Below are 5053 nucleotides of genomic sequence, written 5' to 3'. Positions count from 1 at the left end.
TAAGTTATGAAGTTATTAGTCGTTCTGAAGCTGTAAGTCTTGAGAGGAAATTAAAGAAGATGAAAAATGTGGAGAAAGCCATAAAATATTTGGAAAAGTTGAAACAAGAGAAAGAAGCTGGTTCAGAACATCCCGACTAAAAGTCGGGAGGGTCGTAGGTTCGATTCCTTCAGCGCTCACTACTTTAAAGCCTTGTAAAATAATAAATTACAAGGCTTTTTTAATTTTAAAATGATTTTTCAATAAGATCATAATAATGATCTTTTAAGGAATTAGAATTATTGTTAAACTTAATTATGTGGATAAGTTACTTCTTCTTAGATTTTATAGCAATTCTCTAATTTAAATAATTCGTGTTATGTGTATAAAATTGCTCTAATTACTGTTTCTTGATACAATTGATGTTCGTTTATTCCTAAATAATAGCTAACTGATATTATTTAATATCTGTAAATTGATTAATAATTTGTTATATATATTTTTTCTGATGTTCACATTAAAAGTATTTGTTTTTTATCTACTGCAAAACTTATATTTATTGTAATCATTTTTTAATTAAAAATTATCAATTATATATCAATTATAACTAACTGAATATGAATAAAAGTTATATTGCTCACGTTAAACAAAACAACGATAATATCTGGGGAGCACCCCATTTACTAAGTGAACATTTAAAGAATGTGGGTAAACTATCAGGAATATTTGCTTCAGAATTTAATAATTCCGATTGGGGCGAATTAGTCGGCTATTTTCACGACCTTGGTAAGTTCCATTCGTATTGGCAAAAATATTTATTCTCTAAATCTATCTATCGTATTGCAGCAAGAATTGAAAGATGGAATTGTAGACAGAGTCCATTGAATAAATTTTAAAACAATAGAAAGGTTATATTATGGCTGTAGTAGAAAAATCTTATGAGGTAAAATTTGAGATTGCGGGCCCTGCTGCTATGTTTACAAGACCAGATACAGGGGCTACCCCAATCTCATATCCTGCACCTACATATTCTGCAGCAAAAGGTATGTTTGAATCGATTGCACGAATTAAGAGTGCATACATAAAACCAACAAAGGTTGAAATATGCGCTCCCATTCAATATCACCAATACACAACTAACTATCGGGGTCCTTTGCGAAAAAGCAATCAATTAAGTAAAGATAGCTCATATCAACTCTTCGCTACAATACTAGTCGATGTTTGCTACAGAATATATGGAGAAGTAGTTGAGCTGAAAAAACCAAACCCTAATGAAGTAACCACTACTAATCATTTACATCTTCTGAAAGAAAAATTTGAAAGTAGACTTAAGAACGGAAGATGGTATCATGTTCCTTGTCTTGGATGGAAGGAATTTACTCCCACCTATGTTGGCCCTTTTAGAGAAGAAACCAAAGTTGAAGAAACAATTGAACAAATTATTCCTTCAATGCTTTTTTCTGTTTTTGAAATAAATGGTGAGTATAAGCCAATTTACAAACAAAATGTTTGGATTAAGAAAGGAGTACTTGAATATGTTGAATGAAGGATATGCTTTATTTAAAAGTTTAGAACAATGTGGAATCGTACTTACAAAAAGACATCCAGATATAAAAAAGCCTGGGAAAAGAGAAGGATTAATCATTGGATTAAATAAAGAAGGTAGAGTTGAAAGAATAGAATATCGAAACAAGGAAGAAGTCTCTAGACTATGGACAACAAGAGAAGGTAACCACAATAGTTTCCCAGTATTAAAGTTACAAAGACCTATTTGGAAGGTTAATAAAGAAGATATGCTCAGAAAAAATTTGGATAATCTAAAAAAAGATGAAATTAAGAAAAGGGAAATTATTATTAGAGAGAATCGAGAACTAAATATTACGGAAATTGAAATTAATTGGTGGGAAAGACTAAAAGATAGAGTTGCAAAAATCAGACCTTTTTTTACAACAAGTGATAAAGAATATCAAGCACTTCCCGAGTTAATGAACAGATTCTTAAATTCAAACATAAATGATTTCATTAATGATTTATCAATAAAATTAAGGAGAAAAGATATTGAAATTCCCTATTCCTTGCTAGAAAACATGTTAATTGGAAACAAATGGGATAATAAAAAGCAAGAATATGTTGCTGAAACGCCATTGATCCTCGAAGTAAGTGATTGGGAAAATTTTTCTATTCGTGTAGCAAGTCCAAAATTTGAATATTTTGCCAGTATGTGTTTATTTAAGATACAAGATAATTCAGCAAACCAAGAGAATATTCATAATAAGGGACAAAGTGCACTCTCTGGAGAAGTTACAATTTTAGAGGATGATAAATTTCCTAATCCTAAACTACCAGTTATTGGTAATACTTATCTCTTTTCGGTTAATGATCAAACTCCCTGTCAAACTCGTTATAAAAAGTCTAGTACAGAAATTATTCCAATCGGGAGAAAAGAAGCAAATGCTATTCAAGATTCATTGAATTGGATTACAGAGAATTCAAGGAAAGGAAAAACCTGGTATCCAGTTCCTGGATTAAATGACAAGAAAGATTTGCTTATAGCATATATTGTGAGTAAACCAGATATAAATGTTAACAAAGCTCATTTGTTAGGTGGAGTTAGTAAAAATCAATTTAGTGAGAGTAATTATGAAGCGACTGCGAAAGCTGTTTTTGATGCATTAAAAGGGAAAGATGTTATCAGAGCTAATGATCTTATCAGAATCTTTGCTCTCCGAAAAGCAGATCCAGGTCGGACACAAGTTTCTTTTCAGCGTATTTACTCAATTTCTGAATTAATACAAGCCGATGAATTGTGGCGAATATCCGCTAAAAATCATCCTAACTATTATTTGCCTTTTTCACGAAAAGAAATAGAGAGTATAATAACTAAGCAAAACATTAAATCTGAATCTATTTCTCATTTTCTCAATAAAAAAGAATCTAATGCTGTCTTTCTTTCGCCTTGGTGTCCTTTCCCTGCAGATCTCGTCCAAATAACCCTAAAACAATGGACTAAATTTGGAAGAAGAACTAACTCAATTAATGGCATTTCATTGGGAGATGTATATGATGTTTTCTTTGATATAAGAAACCAACGAACTCAATTAACAAACAATTTATTAACTATCACTTTACAGAGAACACAATCATTACTACTAGGCTTAGGTAACGCTGATCACAAAAGTGGAATATCTATTTTTTATTCTGAAACAAAATCCAAATCATTAGAAAGTGAGGCAAAATTTACAGCATTAAAAGCAGTATCAATATTATCTATTTATTTATACAAGCTTGGAATCAAAAAGGAGTACTATATGAATGATATTTTTTTCAACATCGGACGATTCTTATCACTCGTCGACACACTTCATTTTGAATGGTGTAAATGTGTTAGAGGTGGGTATCCAGAAAAAAGTGAAAAAGAATGGAGAAAAGCAATCCCGCCTCAATTATTAGGAAGTGCACACCTTACAATTGCCCTGGATAATCCAGTATCGGCTTTTGATATCCTTTCTCGAAGAATCAATGTATATAAAGATTGGACAAGAAAGGAATCCGGTGAAAAAGTAAAGTTAGCGAGATGGGCAGTCGGAGAAATTGGAAAAATTTCAGATCTACTGGCTAAAAAAAATCTTCCAACATGTACGACAAGCATTGAAAGGGTTCAAATCCTTCTAGGATATTTGGCAAAACCAGAAAAGAAAAATGATCCAGAAATTTTTGAAGATCAACTTTCCGAGAACAATTAAAAAATCAATAATAAAAAAATGAAGGAGCTAAATATGTTAAACACAACTAACAACCCCACATTCAATAGGGTTACAGGACTTTTGGTAATTGAAGTGATAAATTCAAATCCAAATGGCGATCCTGATAAAGAAAGTGATCCTCGCCAGCGAAATGATCTGCGAGGCGAAATATCACCAGTTTCATTTAAACGAAAACTACGAGACTTAATAGAAGACAAAAAAGGCGAAGTATGGATAAATATCTCAAAGAATCTAAATCTGAATAACGGAGAATTTCATTATTCTATTTTGGAAAGTAGAGGTAGAGATCGAAATGAAATAATCAGAATGATAAAAGAAGACGAGGATAAGTTTAAAAAGGAATATTGGGATGCAAGAGTCTTTGGTAATACTTTTCTTGAAGAAGGTTCTTCAACAAGTATTAAGACAGGAGTTGTGCAATTTGGTCTTGGCGTTTCGATTTCTCCTATTCTAATTGAAAGACATACTACAACCAATAAAGCTGGGGTAGAAGAAGGGAAAGATAGAGGAATGGCTCCTCTAAGTTACAGGATAGTACAACATGGCCTTTATTGTTTACCTTTTTTTATAAATCCTTCTGTTGCTTATAAAACAGGGTGCACTTATCAGGATATTGAACTTCTGACGAAAGTGATTCCATATGCTTACACAAATACTTCATCTTATATTCGCTCACAGGTAAATATCATTCACGCTTGGTATATTGAACATAATTCCCCGCTTGGTTCTTGTTCTGACTTTGAACTAATCAAGGACTTAACACCTTATAGACTTAAAAAGGAAGATTCTGAAAAGCCATCCACATCCATAGAAGATTATTATATTCCAACCGAAAAAGATATACGTGAAGAATTGAAGAAAAAAGTAAAATCAGTAAGAGATTTGATGAAAGAGATATGATAAAAGATTGGCTTGCACATAGTAAAGCTGATAATCTGCCGGTTCCGCCTCAAACTTATAGGCAACACATTTCAGAAGTCCTGAGACGCGCTGAAAAGAACGTTCAAGGTTTAGCATCTTATTACAAAGGTGATATAAATTTTTTTAGGGAGGCGGTACGGGCGGCTGCATTATATCATGATCTCGGGAAATTAGATGAAATTAATCAAAAAGTGCTATTGAAGGGGGGTAACAAAGGACTTCCAATCAACCATGTTGATGCAGGAACGTTATATTTATTAAATGAAACCTCTGAAAAATTATCCAGAATTTAAAAACTTTTTAATGAAAAGCGTTGTAAGAGAATAAACAAAAAAGAGGAAAAGATGCGCAGCAATAAGATTAATAATATCGATTTGTTTACCCAAGCA

Annotated in this window: 5 protein-coding genes; all 5 read left to right on the top strand. The window is 32.2% G+C overall.

Annotation, left to right across the window (positions count from 1 at the left end):
* Positions 1-596: 596 nt before the first annotated feature.
* From ACUN8G_RS09965 to ACUN8G_RS09945, 5 genes are read left to right on the top strand one after another with little or no spacing between them, the layout of a single operon-like run.
* Positions 597-875 carry an HD domain-containing protein gene (locus ACUN8G_RS09965; RefSeq protein WP_437347977.1) on the top strand — a complete coding sequence of 93 codons (279 nt, stop codon included), beginning with the start codon at positions 597-599 and terminating at the stop codon, positions 873-875.
* 20 nt (positions 876-895) lie between these two features.
* Positions 896-1525 (top strand): CRISPR-associated protein Cas5, encoded by a 630-nt coding sequence (gene cas5 / locus ACUN8G_RS09960; RefSeq protein WP_437347978.1) that lies wholly within the window; start codon positions 896-898, stop codon positions 1523-1525.
* A complete protein-coding gene (locus ACUN8G_RS09955; protein ID WP_437347979.1) occupies positions 1515-3722 on the top strand; it encodes a hypothetical protein in 2208 nt (735 codons plus the stop codon). Before cas5 ends, ACUN8G_RS09955 begins: the two co-directional genes overlap by 11 nt.
* A gap of 33 nt (positions 3723-3755) precedes the next feature.
* On the top strand, positions 3756-4643 hold the full coding sequence (locus ACUN8G_RS09950) for a type I CRISPR-associated protein Cas7 (protein WP_437347980.1): 888 nt from the start codon (positions 3756-3758) through the stop codon (positions 4641-4643).
* A complete protein-coding gene (locus ACUN8G_RS09945; RefSeq protein ID WP_437347981.1) occupies positions 4640-4957 on the top strand; it encodes an HD domain-containing protein in 318 nt (105 codons plus the stop codon). Before ACUN8G_RS09950 ends, ACUN8G_RS09945 begins: the two co-directional genes overlap by 4 nt.
* Positions 4958-5053 lie beyond the last annotated feature (96 nt).

The organism is Melioribacter sulfuriphilus (assembly GCF_052656625.1).
This window is presented reverse-complemented; position numbering and strand designations above follow the sequence as displayed.

Excerpts from the sequence above, each read along its gene's own strand:
- ACUN8G_RS09955 (WP_437347979.1), top strand. The coding sequence starts at position 1,515 with ATGTTGAATGAAGGATATGCTTTATTTAAAAGTTTAGAACAATGTGGA.
- ACUN8G_RS09950 (WP_437347980.1), top strand. The coding sequence starts at position 3,756 with ATGTTAAACACAACTAACAACCCCACATTCAATAGGGTTACAGGACTT.
- ACUN8G_RS09945 (WP_437347981.1), top strand. The coding sequence starts at position 4,640 with ATGATAAAAGATTGGCTTGCACATAGTAAAGCTGATAATCTGCCGGTT.
- cas5 (WP_437347978.1), top strand. The coding sequence starts at position 896 with ATGGCTGTAGTAGAAAAATCTTATGAGGTAAAATTTGAGATTGCGGGC.
- ACUN8G_RS09965 (WP_437347977.1), top strand. The coding sequence starts at position 597 with ATGAATAAAAGTTATATTGCTCACGTTAAACAAAACAACGATAATATC.